This is a genomic window from Pseudomonas sp. IT-P260 (genome assembly GCF_949768395.1).
Classification (GTDB): Bacteria; Pseudomonadota; Gammaproteobacteria; order Pseudomonadales; family Pseudomonadaceae; genus Aquipseudomonas; species Aquipseudomonas parakoreensis.
The window spans coordinates 1-15,359 of record NZ_CATKPO010000001.1; the positions used below are offsets into that span (position 1 = coordinate 1).

13 protein-coding genes and 1 pseudogene are annotated in these 15,359 nt (G+C 60.6%); 5 read left to right on the forward strand and 9 right to left on the reverse strand.

Translation table 11 applies throughout. The annotated features are described in order from the left end of the window. A pseudogene (locus ACM6HV_RS00005) lies at positions 1-1,310 on the reverse strand (type IV secretion protein Rhs); the annotation flags it as partial. Between the two features lie 246 nt (positions 1,311-1,556). Between ACM6HV_RS00005 and ACM6HV_RS00010 the strand changes: the two are divergent. Continuing rightward, positions 1,557-2,252: an HAD-IA family hydrolase gene (locus ACM6HV_RS00010; RefSeq protein WP_108182142.1), complete on the forward strand. Its 696-nt coding sequence runs from the start codon at positions 1,557-1,559 to the stop codon at positions 2,250-2,252. Positions 2,253-2,331: 79 nt separating this feature from the next. On the opposite strand, the gene ACM6HV_RS00015 is transcribed toward ACM6HV_RS00010, so the two are convergent. After that, positions 2,332-3,078, reverse strand: a complete 747-nt coding sequence (locus ACM6HV_RS00015) for a 3-oxoacyl-ACP reductase family protein (RefSeq protein ID WP_047292979.1) — start codon at positions 3,076-3,078, stop codon at positions 2,332-2,334. A gap of 126 nt (positions 3,079-3,204) precedes the next feature. On the opposite strand from ACM6HV_RS00015, the gene ACM6HV_RS00020 reads away from it, so the two are divergent. Then, complete coding sequence (locus ACM6HV_RS00020; RefSeq protein WP_414902776.1) at positions 3,205-4,131, forward strand: LysR family transcriptional regulator; 927 nt, start codon at positions 3,205-3,207, stop codon at positions 4,129-4,131. Positions 4,132-4,247: 116 nt separating this feature from the next. Here ACM6HV_RS00020 and ACM6HV_RS00025 read toward each other — a convergent pair whose 3' ends face one another. The 3 genes from ACM6HV_RS00025 to ACM6HV_RS00035 form a co-directional block, all read right to left on the reverse strand. Then, positions 4,248-4,976 (reverse strand): aspartate/glutamate racemase family protein, encoded by a 729-nt coding sequence (locus ACM6HV_RS00025; RefSeq protein WP_041067608.1) that lies wholly within the window; start codon positions 4,974-4,976, stop codon positions 4,248-4,250. A 54-nt stretch (positions 4,977-5,030) separates the two neighbouring features. After that, the gene (locus ACM6HV_RS00030) at positions 5,031-6,569 is read right to left on the reverse strand and encodes an NCS1 family nucleobase:cation symporter-1 (protein ID WP_414902778.1); all 1,539 of its coding nucleotides are present in this window, start codon (positions 6,567-6,569) and stop codon (positions 5,031-5,033) included. Positions 6,570-7,148: 579 nt separating this feature from the next. Next, complete coding sequence (locus tag ACM6HV_RS00035) at positions 7,149-7,883, reverse strand: phosphoadenylyl-sulfate reductase (RefSeq protein WP_145593249.1); 735 nt, start codon at positions 7,881-7,883, stop codon at positions 7,149-7,151. Positions 7,884-8,046: 163 nt separating this feature from the next. Here ACM6HV_RS00035 and thrH point away from each other — a divergent pair, with 163 nt between their 5' ends. Further along, positions 8,047-8,664 (forward strand): bifunctional phosphoserine phosphatase/homoserine phosphotransferase ThrH, encoded by a 618-nt coding sequence (gene thrH, locus ACM6HV_RS00040; RefSeq protein ID WP_145593250.1) that lies wholly within the window; start codon positions 8,047-8,049, stop codon positions 8,662-8,664. A gap of 94 nt (positions 8,665-8,758) precedes the next feature. On the opposite strand, the gene pabB is transcribed toward thrH, so the two are convergent. The 4 genes from pabB to ACM6HV_RS00060 form a co-directional block, all read right to left on the reverse strand. Beyond that, positions 8,759-10,102 carry an aminodeoxychorismate synthase component I gene (pabB, locus tag ACM6HV_RS00045; protein ID WP_414902779.1) on the reverse strand — a complete coding sequence of 448 codons (1,344 nt, stop codon included), beginning with the start codon at positions 10,100-10,102 and terminating at the stop codon, positions 8,759-8,761. A 213-nt stretch (positions 10,103-10,315) separates the two neighbouring features. After that, a complete protein-coding gene (locus tag ACM6HV_RS00050) occupies positions 10,316-11,302 on the reverse strand; it encodes an alpha-L-glutamate ligase-like protein (protein ID WP_414902781.1) in 987 nt (328 codons plus the stop codon). After that, on the reverse strand, positions 11,302-12,837 hold the full coding sequence (locus ACM6HV_RS00055) for an inactive transglutaminase family protein (RefSeq protein WP_041067624.1): 1,536 nt from the start codon (positions 12,835-12,837) through the stop codon (positions 11,302-11,304). Before ACM6HV_RS00055 ends, ACM6HV_RS00050 begins: the two co-directional genes overlap by 1 nt. Positions 12,838-12,842: 5 nt before the next feature. After that, positions 12,843-13,379: an ATP-dependent zinc protease gene (locus ACM6HV_RS00060; RefSeq protein ID WP_025110318.1), complete on the reverse strand. Its 537-nt coding sequence runs from the start codon at positions 13,377-13,379 to the stop codon at positions 12,843-12,845. Positions 13,380-13,736: 357 nt separating this feature from the next. Between ACM6HV_RS00060 and ACM6HV_RS00065 the strand changes: the two genes are divergently transcribed. Next, the gene (locus ACM6HV_RS00065; protein WP_414903034.1) at positions 13,737-14,459 is read left to right on the forward strand and encodes a GntR family transcriptional regulator; all 723 of its coding nucleotides are present in this window, start codon (positions 13,737-13,739) and stop codon (positions 14,457-14,459) included. Next, on the forward strand, positions 14,456-15,346 hold the full coding sequence (prpB, locus tag ACM6HV_RS00070; RefSeq protein WP_041067638.1) for a methylisocitrate lyase: 891 nt from the start codon (positions 14,456-14,458) through the stop codon (positions 15,344-15,346). The genes ACM6HV_RS00065 and prpB overlap by 4 nt, the downstream gene beginning before the upstream one ends. Positions 15,347-15,359: the final 13 nt, after the last annotated feature.

Consider the following 15,359-nt stretch of genomic DNA (forward strand, 5'->3'; position numbering starts at 1 on the left):
GCGCTGTCGCCGTTGGGGTTTTTCGCTTGATCGGGATTGTCGTCGTGGGGTTCGTGACGCTCCATCCGGGTGGTGTTCCGCGACTTTTCCCGCGCCATCGGCGCCGGATTCGGCACACTCAGCACGACCGAGTCGGCCTTGCGAATGTTCAGAGGGATCGCTGGTGTCGGCTTCAAAGACACATTGCGTGCATTGACCATCAATGGCTTCAACGCGCCCGCATGCTTGTTCAGATCCGCAAGGGAAGTCAGTTCGCTCAGGCGCAAGGCCGATGCGGCCAGCCATTGCCGCGCCCGGGGCGACTTGATCTTGCTCAGCACCTTGCTGCTCAGTCGCACGGGCACGCCAACGCCGCCGCAAACGCGCATCAGCAAAAAGCTGATCAACAACTCGAACCGGACTTCTGCCACCACTTCCGCCAGGTACTGCGGCGGCAGCATCTTCAACCAACTGCTAAACGCGGCCAGATGGATAAACAGCAACGGCTCGTCACTGAGGATCAGCAAGCCATTGGCGATGGCCTCGCCGGAGGCGTCGAGCAGCGCTTGCAACTCGACATCGCTCAAGTACTGCAGCAGTTTTTCGCTGTTGGCCTGCAGGTCGGCGAGCAGGCCAAACAGTTGTTTAACGTCACCCCAAATGTCGTGCAGGGTTTTCTCGAAACTGCGCCAGTCAGTCTGTTGCAACTGCTGGTAACGATCAGCGAAACCGGCGCCGGAAAACTCCGTCCACAGCGGCTGAAACCCGTGCCACTCCTGACGAAGCCAGACCACCAACCCATCCAGAATCTCTTCATAGGAGGCGTACAGCGCTTGGATATGGTCGGTGGAAACATCAGGAAAGAAGGTGATGCGATAACGCTGGCCCCGGTCGCAGTCGCTGACTTCCAGAATGCCGCTCGGGCCGATGGTATGGCGCAGTGGTTCACCGAAACTCAATACCCCGTCGACCTCGCCGATTATTGGCTCGAGCATCACCGGCGTATCGCCGATCGGTACGAAGCGCGCCGCCTCGAACAGGTGCACCAGGGTCAACGGGCCGCTCGCGGGGCACATGACCACCGAGGTCTGGATCGGCTGGCGGGATTTGACTGGAGCGCTGAGGTGCACGTCGTCGCCGACCTTGAACACCTGCTCGACGTCCAGCGCCGTCCCGGTCCAGAACTGCTCGGCCCAGGCCTCGTAGTTGTTCAGGCACAGGCGGAACTCGCGGATCAGCGTTTCGAAGTCCGGGTGTTGCGGGTTCAGGGCGGCAACCACCAGCAGGCCGATGCTGTTGTTCAGGGCCAGGAGCCGATCGGTTTGGAACATTCGCAAGCACTCGCGCACGTGAAAGAGGTGCGCGGACTTTGCGGGGGATCAAAGTGGAAAGAAGTCGGGAAAGTAGGCGTTATCTGTAGGGCTTTTCGCTAAACATCAGCGAGTCATTCCACGGCCGGTAAACATTGCCCGTTGCTCAATGTCCGCTGGCCTCGCTATGCTGCTGAACCCATTAATCAGATCCAAGCAGCGGCGCCAGCTGGGCCGCCCGGGATGTTTTTGATAACGGATCCGATGATGAATGCACCGATGAAGACGTTTGGCCCGATCAAGGCCGTGATTTTCGACATGGACGGTTTGCTGCTGGACACCGAAGGCATCTACACCGAGGTCACCTCGCTCATTGCCGAGCGCTATGGGCGGACCTTCGACTGGAGCGTTAAACAGAACATCATCGGTCGCGGCGCCAATGACTTGGCGAACTACGTGGTGCAGGCGTTGGATCTGCCGATCAGCGCTGAAGAGTTTCTGGTGATCCGCGAGCCGCTGATGCGTGAACGCTTTCCCAGGGCCCAGGCGATGCCGGGCGCGGAGGAGCTGATTCGCCACCTCAAGGCACACAACATTCCGATCGCCGTGGGCACCAGTTCGTCGCGGCAGTCGTTCGGCCAGAAAACCACCTTGCACCGCGACTGGTTTGCGCTGTTCGACTTCATTGTCACGGCGGACGACCCGGAAGTCGGCGCAGCCAAGCCGGCGCCGGACATCTTCCTCACTGCGGCCCGGCGTCTGGGTGTCGCGCCTGAGGATTGCCTGGTGTTCGAGGATTCGCCGTTTGGCGTGACCGCGGCGAAAGCGGCGGGGATGACGGCCATCGCGATTCCCGACGCGGCCATGGCTGATGAAAAATACGCTCACGCCGACGGGATTCTGCGCACGCTTAAGGCGTTCACCCCGAGTGCCTGCGGTTTGCCAGCGCTGGAGTGGGCTTGATCTGTCAGTAAAGCGCTCATAAAAAACGCCGTTCTCTGTAAAGAGGTGCGGCGTTTTTTGTACCCGGGATTCAGCGCAATCAGGCGCCGAAACCACCGTCGATGGTCAGGCTGGCACCGGTGATGTAACCGGCTTCCGGGCCCACCAGATAGGCGACGAAACCGGCGATTTCATCGGCAGTGCCGTAACGGCCCACCGCCATCAGCGGGATCAGGCTTTCAGCGAAATCACCGTGCGCGGGGTTCATGTCGGTGTCGACCGGGCCGGGTTGCACGTTGTTGATGGTGATGCCGCGCGGGCCGAGGTCGCGGGCCAGGCCTTTGGTCAGACCGACCAATGCTGATTTGCTCATCGCGTACACACCGCCACCGCCGAAGGGCATGCGGTCGGCGTTGGTACTGCCGATGTTGACGATGCGCGAGCCTTCGCCCATGTGCTTGGCGGCTTCCTGAGACGCGATGAACACGCTGCGTACGTTGATCGCCAGCGTCTGGTCGAAGTCTTCCAGTTTGAAGTCTTCCAGCGGCGCGATGGCCAGGACGCCGGCGTTGTTCACCAGAATATCCAGGCGGCCAAAGGCGTCGACGGTGGCGCTGACGGCGTTGCGGATAGCGCCTTCGTCGGCGCTGTCGGCCTTGATCGCCAACGCTTTGCCGCCGTTGGCGGTGATGCTGTTTTGCAATTCTTCGGCCTTGGCGGTGGAGCTGACGTAGGTGAATGCGACAGCGGCGCCTTCGGCGGCCAGACGTTTGACGATGGCGGCGCCGATACCACGGGAACCGCCTTGAATCAGAGCGACTTTGCCGCTGAGGTGTTGAGTGGTCATGTTCGATCTCCAGAAAATTCAAGGCGGGGTGCCTTGTTGTTGGAGCCGAGTATCGGCCTCGCATCGACAACCGTGTAGACCATGATTGCTATAGTCTGTGTAAACCAGAAGTTTATAGTGGCGATCATGGAAACTTTCAGCAGTATCGAATGCTTCGTGCGCAGCGCCGAAGTCGGCAGCTTTGCCGAGGCCGCCCGGCGCTTGAGCCTGACCCCGGCCGCCGTCGGCAAGAGTGTGGCGAAGCTCGAGGTGCGGCTCGGTGTACGGCTGTTCCAGCGTAGTACACGCAGCCTGACCCTGACCGAGGCCGGCAAGCTGTTTTTGAGTCAGGTCAGTGGCAGTCTGACGACGATTCAGAATGCGGTGGCCAATCTGTCGAGTGTGGAAGGACTGCCGGCGGGGACGTTGAAAGTCAGCATGGGCACGGTATTCGGGCGTTTGTACATCGTGCCGTTGCTGCAAGAGTTTTTACGTCGGTTTCCGGCGATCAACCCGGACTGGCATTTTGATAACCGTCAGGTCGACTTGATTGGGCAGGGATTCGATGCGGCGATTGGTGGCGGATTTGAATTGCCCCAAGGCGTGGTCGCGCGCAAGTTGACACCCGCACATCGCGTGTTGGTGGCGTCTGCTGACTATCTGCAAAAGCACGAAGCTGTTGCAGAGCCGGATGATCTGCAGCGTCACGATGGCATCCTGATCCGTTCGCCGCAAACCGGTCGGGTGCGCTCCTGGCAGTTGATCAGCAGCGGCAGTCAGCTCTGTCAGCCCTTGACCCTGAAGACGCGAATGACCATGAGCGACTCCGAAGCCGCCTGCGCCACGGCAGCGCAGGGGCTGGGGATCGCGCTGGTCAGCATGCCGTTTGCCGTGAGGTATCTGGAGGCTGGCACATTGCAGCGCGTGCTGCCGGACTGGTACATCGATGACGGCAACATTTCGATCTACTACGCCGAGCACAAATTGTTGCCAGGCAAGACTCGGGCGTTTGTCGATTTTGTGATTGAGCAGTTTGCTCAGAAGGGGTTGGCGCAGCGGTTCAGTGCTGTTTGAGGACGGGTTGGGACCGAGTTGACCTTTTCGCGAGCAGGCTCGCTCCCACAGGGGATTTTTGAACGCCACAGATCCAATGTGGGAGCGAGCCTGCTCGCGAAGAACGATAACGCGGTCTAACGGGCAAACCGCTCCGCCCAGCCAATGATCTGCTTCGGCCGCGGCGTCGCATAAGTCCGCACTTTGGACGTCGACAACCCCAGCCGCACCAGCGATTCAGCAATGGTCACCGCCGCCGTCACGCCATCCACCACCGGTACCCCGGTACGGCGGCGGATCTGTTCATCCAGCCCGGCCATGCCGCCGCAACCCAGGCAAATCACTTCGGCCTTGTCCTGGGTGACTGCCAGTTCCGCCTGTTGCACGATGGCTTCCAGCGCCCGTTGTGGCTCGTGCTCCAGTTCCAGAACCGCCAGACCGCTGGCCCGCACCGAGGCACAGCGATCCCACAAGCCGGACAGTTTCAGCCGATCCTCGATCAGCGGCACAGTGCGATCCAGCGTCGTGACCACCGAATAGGCGTGGCCGAGAAACATCGCGGTACTGGCAGCGGCGTCGGTGATGTCCACCACCGGCACGTTGAGCAGTTCCTGCAAACCTTCGCGACCGTGTTCGCCGTAACCCGCCTGAATGACCGCGTCGAAAGGCTGGTCGTAGGACATCACCCGATCCATCACGGCGATGGCCGCCAGATAACTTTCGAAATTGCCTTCCACCGAGTCGGCGCCGAAGAACGGCGTCAAGCCGACGATTTCCGTGCCGGGAGACGCGACCGTCTGCGCCGAGCGGGCGATGGCCTGGGTGATGGATTCGGTGGTGTTGACGTTGACCACAAGAATACGCATGAGAAGTCCTTATTGCGGGCAGTTCAGCGGCCCGAAGTCCGGGCCGCGAGGAAATTAATGGCTGACGTTATCGACGGCGATGGATTCGCCGCTGACGTCGGCGTAGTGCGGCTGACGCTTGGCGATGATCAGGTAGAGCAGGGCGGCGATGCCGGCACCCACCAGCCAGGAGAACGGCGAAATGCTGTGGAAACCCGGGACCAGCGCCAGGACGATGGCAATCAGCGCCGCAGGAATGAACGCCGCCACCGCGCGTAAATTCACCCCGCGGCTGTAGTAATAGGCACCGTCGGGATCTTCGCTGTACAACTGCGGGACGTGGATCCGGCCTTTGCGGATCAGCCAGTAGTCGACCATGATCACGCCGTACAACGGGCCGAGCAGGGCGCCGAGGCCTGAGAGGAAATACACGATTACCAGTGGGCTGTTGTAGAGGTTCCACGGCAGGATCAGCACGGCGATGGTCGCGCTGATCAGCCCGGCGCGGCGGAAAGTCAGGTATTTCGGCGCCAGGTTGCTCAGTACGAAGGCGGGGGCGACGAAGTTGGCCATGATGTTCACCGCCACGGTGACGATCAGGAACGCCAGGCAACCGAGGACCAGAAAGAACGTGTTGGGGATCGAGGCGATGATTTCGGTCGGGCTTTCGATGACCCGCCCGTTGATCTGAAATTGCGCACCGCAGAGCAGGACGGTGATGGCAGCGAACACCAGAATATTGACCGGCAGGCCCCAGAAATTGCCGACCTTGATGGTCTTGCGGCATGGCGAGGAGCGGGCGAAGTCGCAGAAATTGAGGATCAGCGTGCCGTAGATCGCCAGCCACAGGGCGCCACCGGCAAAGATATTGCGCCACATCTCGCCACCGGTCAGCGGGTCGCGGATCGACCAGGCAATGGTCGCGTTGGCCTGGGTGTACATCCACGCAGCGAGCGCGGCAACGGTCAGCAGAATCACCGGCCCGGCAAAGGCTTCGTAACGGCGGACCATTTCCATGCCATAGGCGAGGATCGCCAGTTGCACGAACCAGATCACCACGAAGCACACCCAGCCCAGCGTTGACAGACCGAGGATCGAGTTGTGGTCGTAGTCGGCGAAACCGGGGTGAATCGCCGTCAGCAGCACGCGAAATACCACCGACGCCAGATACGTCTGAATACCGAACCAGGCGATGGCGATCACCGCGCGAATCAACGCCGGAATCTGCGCGCCGTGAATGCCGAAACTGATCCGGCTGATCACCGGAAACGGCACCCCGGTTTTCTGCCCCATGTAGCCGGACAGGTTCATGAAGAAGTACACCAGCGCCGCACCGATCCCCAGTGACAGCAGAATCTGCCAGCCGCCCAGGCCCAACGCATACAGGCCGATGGCGAACGAGTAGTTGGCGATGTTGTGCACATCGTTGGTCCACAGGGCGAAGATGCTGTACTTGCCCCAGCGCCGCCCTTCGGCCCGGGTCGGTGCGAGGTCGCTGTTGTGCAGGCGTGGGCTCAGTTGTAGCGGGGCGGCCAGACCCGCGTCGGGCGATGGTTGGTCGAGTGCAGAGGCAGGCAGATTCAACGCGATGTTGTTGGAGAGACTTGTACGCATTCCGGCAGGCTCCTGATGGGCGGGGCCGCGATGACTGTGCATGAGCTCAGGGCTCGACAAATCTTCGTCGCGGCCAGCAGACATCACTGGTTACGGGGCATCTGCAGCCTGTACGGGATAGGGCGCTTCAGGCTTGCGGATCGAAAGTGTGGATAGATGTTTTGCAGTTTTGTATACAAAACATGTATGCACTAAAGCCAGATCTGTGCCAGTCAGCGATCTATGGAGCGCTGCGGTCATTTCGAAAAGTTATCGATGAGCGCTAAGTGGTTGAAAATATTTGGTTATAAATTGACCGATTGAACAGTTATTTATTTTTTGCGGGGGATTTTGCGGAGGTGGCAAGACAAAGGCGCTTTGCCAAGGGATGTAACTTTTCAGGGCGTGAAAACAAAAAGTGCACACATAAATGGCACCGATGGTGACATTCGTGTGTACACATTTCTCAGGTCGCGCAGGTGCAAAATGTGGGAGCGAGCCTGCTCGCGAATGCGTTGGATCAGTCAACGAGGATATCGACTGAGACTACGTATTCGCGAGCAGGCTCGCTCCCACAGGGAATGTCACTGGATTTGGAGATCAGGCCTTGCTGATGATATTCCCCGCATGCAGCCCGCACTCTTTCTGCGTGGCTTCTTCCCACCACCAGCGGCCTTCGCGTTCGTGCTGGTTCGGCAGGACCGGTCGGGTGCAGGGTTCGCAGCCGATGCTGATGAAGCCGCGCTCATGCAGGCTGTTGTAGGGCAGCTCGAGCATGCGGATGTAGCCCCAGATCTCTTCGCTGGTCATTTGCGCCAGCGGGTTGAATTTGTACAGGGTGCGTTCCGGGGTGGAGAACGCGGTGTCGATTTCCAGCACCGCCACGGCGCTGCGGGTGCCCGGGCTCTGGTCGCGGCGCTGGCCGGTGGCCCAGGCTTTGACGCCAGACAGTTTGCGGCGCAGCGGCTCGATCTTGCGAATGCCGCAGCATTCGCCATGACCGTCCTTGTAGAAACTGAACAGGCCTTTTTCCTTCACGAACGGTTCGAGTTTCGTGTAGTCCGGTGAGATCAGTTCGATGTCGATCTTGTAGTGCTCGCGCACCTGATCGATGAAGCGATAGGTTTCCGGATGCAGGCGGCCGGTGTCGAGGCTGAACACCTTGACGTTCTTGTTCAGCTTCCAGGCCATGTCCACCAGCACCACATCCTCGGCGCCACTGAAAGAGATCCACAGTTCATCACCGAACTCGGCGAACGCGAGTTTCAGGATGTCCTGGGCGGATTTGTTGGCATAGGTCGTGGCGAGTTCCACGACATCGAACGTTGGGCTCATCAGGGCGGCTTCCTACAGGTCGGTGGCGCTGGGCGCTCTATATGGCGGCGATGGTAACAAAAAGCGGCGGAGTAAGGGGCGCCCGCTGCGTTGCGCGGTCGCGGGGGAGTCGCTAGAGTTCGGGCTCGCTCGACTCAATAATCACTACAAACGGGAGTGTCTTGTGGAAATTGCTTGCCTGGATCTTGAAGGGGTACTGGTACCGGAAATCTGGATCGCCTTCGCCGAAAAAACCGGAATCGAATCCCTCAAGGCCACGACCCGGGACATTCCCGATTACGACGTGCTGATGAAGCAGCGTCTGCGCATCCTCGACGAGCACGGCCTGAAACTCTCGGACATTCAGGAAGTGATCGCCACCCTCAAGCCGCTGGATGGCGCGGTGGAGTTCGTTGACTGGCTGCGCGAGCGCTTCCAGGTGGTGATTCTCTCGGACACCTTTTACGAATTCTCCCAGCCGCTGATGCGCCAACTGGGCTTCCCGACCTTGCTCTGCCACCGTCTGATCACTGACGACAGTGGGCGGGTGACCAGCTATCAACTGCGTCAGAAAGACCCCAAGCGTCAGTCGGTGCTGGCATTCAAGAGCCTGTACTACCGAGTGATTGCGGCGGGCGATTCGTATAACGACACGAGCATGCTCGGCGAGGCGGACGCGGGGATTCTGTTCCATGCGCCGGACAACGTGATTCGCGAGTTCCCGCAGTTCCCGGCGGTGCATACGTTTGCCGAGTTGAAGCAGGAATTCCTCAAGGCTTCTAACAGAGCGTTGAGTTTGTAGTCGTCTGGAAGGGCGCCTTCGCGAGCAGGCTCGCTCCCACAGGGAAATGCATTCCTAATGTGGGAGCGAGCCTGCTCGCGAAGCTTTTAAGCTTTTAAAGGTTCTGCAGGGTTTCGAGGAGGATTCGGACCTTGGTAATCGACTCCTGATACTCCGCCTGCCAATCCGAATCCGCCACGATCCCGCCGCCCCCCCAGCAACATACCTGCCCATCCTTGACCAACAGACTGCGAATCGCGATGGAGCTGTCCATCTCGCCGCGTACGTCCAGGTACAGCAGCGAGCCGCAATACAGCCCGCGTCGCGTCGGTTCCAGTTCGTCGATGATCTGCATCGCGCGGATCTTCGGCGCGCCGGTGATCGAGCCGCCGGGGAAACTGCCGGCGATCAGGTCGAGTGCGTCGCGGTCATCCGCCAGTTCCCCGGTCACGCTGCTGACCAGGTGATGCACGTTCGGATAGCTTTCCAGGCTGAACAGCTCCGGTACCCGCACCGAGCCGATGCGGCAGGTGCGGCCGAGGTCGTTGCGCAGCAGGTCGACGATCATCAGGTTTTCCGCGCGATCCTTGGGGCTGGCCAGCAGTTCGGCGGCGTTGGCCGCGTCTTCGGCAGGCGTCAGGCCGCGCGGGCGAGTGCCTTTGATCGGGCGGGTTTCCACCTGGCGTTGGCTGACTTTGACGAAGCGCTCTGGCGACAGGCTCAACACCGCGTCGCCGTCGGGCAGGCTCTGGAAACCGGAAAACGGTGTCGGGCAAGCCTCGCGCAACGCGCAGTAGGCCAGCCATGGATCGCCTTGACAGGTTGCGCGGAAACGCTGGGCGAAGTTGACCTGATAGCAGTCGCCGGCCTGGATGTATTGATGAATGCGCTCCAGCGCCCGGCGATAATCGTCCGGCGAAAGATCGGCAGTCATCGGCGTGTGCAGCTTGAACGGCGTGAGCGGCGCTGAGGTCGGTTGGCTGAATAGCGCAATCAGCCGTTGCCGCTCGCTGTCGGCCAGTGACGGGTGAAACACCAATTGACTGGTGGCGGTCTGGTGATCGCTGATCAGCGCCCAGTCGTACAGGCCAAACCGCGCGTCGGGCAGTTGCAGATCGTCCTGGGCCAGACTCGGCAGATTCTCCAGATGTCGGCCGAAGTCGTAGCTCAGATAGCCGATCAGGCCGCCGGCGAAAGGCAGGTCATATTCGGCAGGCAGTTGCGCTTCGCCCAGGCGAGTCAGATTATCCCGCAGGCGTTGCAGGAATACGTCGCCGCTTTCATCGGGCAACACCGCCAGTTGTGCCAGCGGCCAGGCGCTGAGCAGGTCATAACGGCCACGGTCGGCACTCGGCCGGCCGCTGTCGAGCAGCACCGCACCGGGCGCATGGCGGATGGCCGCGAAATAGTCGGCGGGGTTGGCACGGTAGGGCAGCGGGTGTACGGAACAGGTCAACATGGGCGGGGCAGATCGGCCATCGAGGCGGGGTGGGGATTGTAGTCCTCTGCGGGAATTGCTCCTAGAGGGGATGTCGGGGATTGGCAGGTTGGGGGCCGCGTTGAAACCTGCGGTGACCGGCAGTCTGCCTTCGCGAGCAGGCTCGCTCCCACATTGGAACGCATTTTCCTGTGGGAGCGAGCCTGCTCGCGAAGGCGGCGACTCGGTACTGGATCAGCCCTCGACCGCCGGACTATGCCCAAACATTTTCTGAGTAAACGCCACCCGCTCTTCAACCGATTCGGTCACGCCACGCGCCTTCAGCTCCTCCAGATGCGCCTCGACCGCATGCGTACGCTGGGTCAGCCCGCAATCGTTGGCTATCTGGATATTCAGCCCCGGCCGCGCATTCAGCTCCAGAATCAGCGGGCCTTTTTCCTGGTCCAGCACCATGTCCACACCGATGTAGCCCAGGCCGCAGAGTTCATAACAGCCGGCGGCGAGTTTCATGAAACCGTCCCAGTAGGGCAGTTGCACACCATCCACCGCGTTGGTGGTGTCGGGGTGTTTGTTGATGATGTTGTTCAGCCAGGTGCCGCGCAGGGTCAGGCCGGTGGCGAGATCGACACCGACGCCGATGGCGCCCTGGTGCAGGTTGGCCTTGCCGCCGGACTGACGGGTTGGCAGGCGCAGCATGGCCATCACCGGGTAGCCCATCAACACGATGATGCGGATGTCCGGCACGCCTTCGTAGCTGATGCTCTTGAAGATCTGATCCGGGGTCACCCGGTATTCGATCAGTGCACGGTCGCGGTGACCGCCCAGCGAATACAGGCCGGTGAGAATGCTCGAGATGTGGTGCTCGAGCTCTTCGTGGGCAAGGATCTTGCCCGAGACCGTGCGATAGCGGCCTTCGAAGCGGTCGGCGATGACGATGATGCCGTCACCGCCCGCACCTTGAGCCGGCTTGATCACGAAATCGTTGCGCCCGCCGATGATCGCGTCGAGCTTGTCGATTTCCTTCTCCGTGGAGATCACGCCATACAGCTCCGGCACATGAATGCCGGCCTCGATCGCGCGCTCCTTGGTGATGATCTTGTCATCGACGATCGGGTACAGGCTGCGCTTGTTGTATTTGAGCACGTAGTCGGCGTTACGCCGATTGATGCCCATGATGCCCCGCGCCTCCAGAGCCTTCCAGGTCTTCCAGAAACCGAACATCAGGCGTCAGCCTTCTTCAGGAAAGCCTTGAAGCGCACCAGTTCGGTCAGGCGGTAACCGCGATAGCGACCCATCGCCAGCATGAAACCGACCAGAATCAGCAGGATCGCCGGGAAGGTAAACACGAAGTACACCAGCTCCGGCACAGTCATGATCAAGTGCGCCAGGGACGCCGCGAACAGGGTGCCGATCGCTACTTTCATGGCATGGCTGGCGCCGCGTTCTTCCCAGGTGATCGACAGGCGTTCGATGGTCATGGTCAGAATCACCATCGGGAACAGCGCCACCGACAAGCCACGCTCCAGCCCCAGCTTGTGGCTGAACAGGCTGATGGCGGCAATCAGCACCACCACGAAGGTCAACACCACCGACAGACGCGGCAGCATCTGCAGCTTCAGGTGTTCCAGGTACGACCGTAAGGACAGGCCCAGCGCAGTAATAACGGTAAACAACAGGATGCCGAAGCCCAGTTGCGTTTCGCGGAAGGCCAGGGCGATCAGCACCGGGGTAAAGGTGCCGAGGGTCTGCAGGCCGATCAGGTTGCGCAGGATCAGGATCACCAGCACGCCGATCGGGATCATCACCATGATCATGAACGTCTGCTGGGTCTGCAGCGGCAGGCCGTACAACGAGTATTCGAGAAAGTTGGCGTCGGTGTTTTCGTCGGTCAGCTTGGCCAGACGAATCGCGTTCATCTCGCTGTTGTTCAGGCTGAAGGTCACGTTGGCTTTCTTCGCGCCGTCGACGGTGATCAGGTTTTCATCACCGGTCCACCACAGCAGACGGTCGGTCGGCAGGCCTTGCTCGCCGGTTTCCGGGTTGAAGTACAGCCAGTCGTTGCCATTGAAGCTGCGCAGCCACAGTTCCGGGGTTTGCGGCTGGTCGGCGACGAGGCGGATGGTGTGGACTTTCTCCACCGGCACGTGGGCGATCGACAGCAGCAGTTCGACGATCTTCGCCTTGTGCGGCGTTGACGGGTCGCCGGCCAGCAGCAGTTTGACGTTGTCGTCGTTGACGTTGTTGACGCGTTTGATCGCTTCGCCGATGAAGGTTTCGACGTCAGCCGAGTGCTGGCGGATCGGCGCGAGCAGGGCTTCGGCGGCGATTTTTTCCGGGCCTTCGATGGCGATGCTGTCGCGGAAGGTCGGGCCTTTGATCTTGGATTTTTCTGCGGTGTAACGCTTGGTCAGCACCAGCCGGTAATACAGGGTCTGATTGCCCTTGGCCCGGCGTGCCGACCAGGTGACCTTGCGGTTGCCGTCGACGCGGTTGACCGCTACGCCGTAATTATTGGAGATAAAGCTTTCGTTGAGGCTGACGTAATCGCGGCTCAGCGGCGGCACGAACATCTGGACTTTCACCGGATCCTTGGTGCTGGCGACGAACTCGACTTTGGCGTCGATGTTCCACAGGTCGTCGGTAGCATCTTCGGTCACCGGGATGCCGAGCACGAAAATCTGATAGGCCGTAACCGAAACGCCCAGGAGCACCAGAATGGTGATCAGGATTTTCAGGTGGAAGGTTAGAGAACGCATGGAAATTACTCGGCGGTATGAGCGGCGATGGTGCAGGCGGGTTTGCCGGCAGCGTATTTAAGACTGGGGTCGACCAGCGCGTCGAAGCGTTTCAGCGCTTCGGAGCCGATCAAAAGCGGGTATTGGAACGCACTACGGTCGGTCAGGTTCACTTCGATGCTGCGCAGCGCCGTGCCCATGCAGATATCCAGCTCGATCACCGGACGCGCGGTGTACTTCTTGCCTTCTTCCGGGTCGTAGTCGCCGGCGCGGCGCTTGATCTTGCTGACCCGGGCCAGCGGCCGTTCGATCGGGTGCGAATGCGCAGCGTCGATCGCCAGGTAGAAACGCACCCAGGACTCGCCGTTGCGTTTGAAGCGTTTGATGTCGCGGGCACTCAGCGAGGCAGTTTTGGCGCCGGTGTCGAGTTTGGCCGCGACTTGCAGATTGATGCCGTCAAGCGATGCATATTCGTTGAGGCCGTACACGGTTTTTTCCCCCGCCGCGGCGAGGCCGGGCAGGCAAAACAGCGCAAAAAATGTGGGGAAGGGCTTGAGTCTCATAAATCCTGGTGCGCAGCGTTCCGTTTTCGGTTCAGGTTCCTGGCAAAACTTGCGCAAGCGCCTGCGTGTGCCTATCAGCTTTTTATGACAAGCCGTACAAATGGCCAGCAAATGCGGGCGGCATTCTAGCACGGTGGTTTTATGGCGCCAGCGCTGGGGCCGGTCTATAAAAGATCAAAAGATCGCAGCCTGCGGCAGCTCCTACAAAGGATTCGCGTACATCCTGTAGGAGCTGCCGAAGGCTGCGATCTTTTCGGTTTATTAGACGATTGTCGACAATGTGGATTTATCCTTTGACTGGCGCCGGCTAATTGGCTAGTTTTTGCCGCATTGGATTTGAGGGTGTCGACAATCATGCTGGATCAACTCGATCCCCCGGTCATCAGCGGCGACGATTCCGAGACGCTCTCGGAAAACGTCTTCCGGCGCATCCAGGCGGCCATCGTCAAAGGTGAGATCGCCCCCGGCAGCAAGATCTCCGAGCCGGAGCTGGCGCGCACCTACGGCATCAGTCGCGGGCCGCTGCGCGAGGCCATTCATCGGCTCGAAGGCCAACGCCTGCTGGTGCGCGTACCGCATGTCGGCGCGCGAGTGGTGTCGCTCAGCCATGCCGAATTGCTCGAACTCTACGAAATCCGCGAATCCCTTGAAGGCATGGCCTGTCGGCTGGCGGCCGAGCGCATGAGCGTCGAAGACATCAACGAACTGCGCCGGGTGCTGGAAACCCACGAGCGCGACGCGGCGTTTCAGGCCGGCGTCGGCTATTACCAGCAGGAAGGCGATTTCGACTTTCACTATCGAATCATTCAGGGCAGCGGCAATCGCACCCTGACCCAGATGCTCTGCGGCGAGTTGTATCAACTGGTGCGCATGTATCGCATCCAGTTTTCCACCACGCCCAACCGGCCACGTCAGGCCTTTGCCGAACACCACCGGATTCTCGATGCCATCGCCGACCGTGACGGCGAGCTCGCGGAATTGTTGATGCGCCGCCACATCGGCGCCTCGAAACGCAACATCGCCCGTCATTACCAGGACGGCGCCGACAATAAGACAGCCACTGAACGAGGTGAGTCATGAGTTCCAAGCAGAACACTCCAGGCCAGCGCTTCCGCGATGCGGTCGCCAGCGAGCATCCATTGCAGGTGGTCGGCGCGATCAACGCCAACCACGCGCTGCTGGCCAAGCGTGCCGGTTTCAAGGCGATCTACCTGTCCGGTGGCGGGGTGGCCGCAGGCTCGCTTGGCGTGCCGGACCTGGGCATCACCGGCCTGGATGACGTGCTGACTGACGTGCGGCGCATCACCGACGTCTGCGACCTGCCACTGCTGGTGGACGTCGACACCGGTTTCGGCGCCTCGGCGTTCAACGTGGCGCGCACCGTGAAGTCGATGATCAAGTTCGGCGCGGCGGCGATTCACATCGAAGACCAGGTCGGCGCCAAGCGCTGCGGCCACCGTCCGAACAAGGAAATCGTCACCCAGCAGGAAATGGTCGACCGCATCAAGGCCGCCGTCGATGCCCGTACCGACGACAGCTTTGTGATCATGGCGCGCACTGACGCGCTGGCGGTTGAAGGTCTGGAGTCGGCACTGGATCGCGCCGCCGCGTGCATCGAGGCCGGCGCCGACATGATCTTCCCGGAAGCCATCACCGAACTCGAGATGTACAAGCTGTTCGCCAACCGCGTGAAGGCACCGATCCTCGCCAACATCACCGAGTTCGGCTCGACGCCGCTGTACACCACCGAGCAACTGGCTGGCGCCGATGTGTCGCTGGTGCTGTACCCGCTGTCGGCGTTCCGCGCGATGAACAAGGCCGCGGAAAACGTCTACACCGCGATCCGCCGCGACGGCACCCAGCAGAATGTCATCGACACCATGCAGACGCGCATGGAACTGTACGATCGCATCGACTACCACACCTTCGAGCAGAAGCTCGATGCGTTGTTTGCCGCTAAAAAATAAAGGCGAAGATCAA